The 1,051-nt window shown below is 64.7% G+C and carries 1 protein-coding gene; it reads left to right on the plus strand.

The features are described from left to right. Positions 1–64: 64 nt before the first annotated feature. Positions 65–997 carry an IS5 family transposase gene (locus DDE75_RS17075; protein ID WP_108503582.1) on the plus strand — a complete coding sequence of 311 codons (933 nt, stop codon included), beginning with the start codon at positions 65–67 and terminating at the stop codon, positions 995–997. Positions 998–1,051: the final 54 nt, after the last annotated feature.

The following is a 1,051-nucleotide window of genomic DNA, read 5'->3' on the forward strand; positions in this document are numbered from 1 at the left end:
GACCTTGTTGCACATCTCAGTGATGGGGATTCACTGAGCGCGTCCTGAGGGTTAGGTCGAGGGCATGCCGAAGCCTTCCCCGATCCGCTACCGCACGACGAACTGGTCAGACTACAATGCGGCGCTGCGCAAGCGCGGCTCGCTGTCGGTCTGGTTCGATCCCGAGACGGTCTGGCACGCCGACAAGACCGGCAAGCGCGGGCGACCCGAGACCTTCTCGGACGCTGCCATCCAGACCTGCTTGACCCTGAAAGTGCTCTTCGGGCTTCCGCTCCGGCAGACGGTCGGGCTGGTTGAAAGCCTGATCCAGATGGCGGGGCTTGATTGGCCGGTTCCGGACTATTCGACGCTGTGCCGCCGGCAGGCGCGGATCGCGGTGCAGGTCCCGTATCGCGCGTCCGGGCAGCCCCTGAACCTGTTGATCGACAGCACCGGTATCAAGTTCCGCGGGGACGGCGAGTGGCAGGCCCGCAAACATGGCCCGTCACGCCGGAGGCAATGGAGAAAGGTCCACCTCGCCATGGACGCGGGCACCGGGGATGTGCGCGCGGTCGAGTTGACCTTGAGCCGCCAAGGCGACAGCCCGCTGCTGCCGGAGCTTCTGGCGCAGATCCCGCCGGAAGAGACGATCGGCACGGTCACCGCAGATGGTGCTTACGATACACGACGATGCCATGGCGCGATTATCGACCGAGGAGCGGATGCCGTCATACCGATCCGGCGCAATGGCCGCGCCTGGAAAGAAGACTGTCCCGCTGCTGCCGCGCGAAATGAGATCCTGCGGGCAACCAGGCGCTTGGGCCGGGCGCTCTGGAAGAAGTGGACCGGCTATCACGTCCGAAGTCGGGTCGAAGCTCTGATGAACTGCCTGAAGCTCTTCGGCGAGAGGATCATGTCACGAGACCCCGCCCGCCAGACCGCCGAAATCCAGATCCGCATCGCCATCATGAACCGCTTCTCGGCCCTTGGCAGGGCCGAGATCGAAGCCGTCCGCTGAAGAATGGCGGGAAAGGGGGCAGTCATGCTCGGGGCTGATTTGCGCAACATCGCC

The organism is Paracoccus indicus, assembly GCF_003056335.1.
GTDB lineage: Bacteria > Pseudomonadota > Alphaproteobacteria > Rhodobacterales > Rhodobacteraceae > Paracoccus > Paracoccus indicus.

Bases quoted from the DNA above. Each gene is read 5' to 3' on its own strand.
- DDE75_RS17075 (WP_108503582.1), top strand. From the start codon at position 65: ATGCCGAAGCCTTCCCCGATCCGCTACCGCACGACGAACTGGTCAGAC.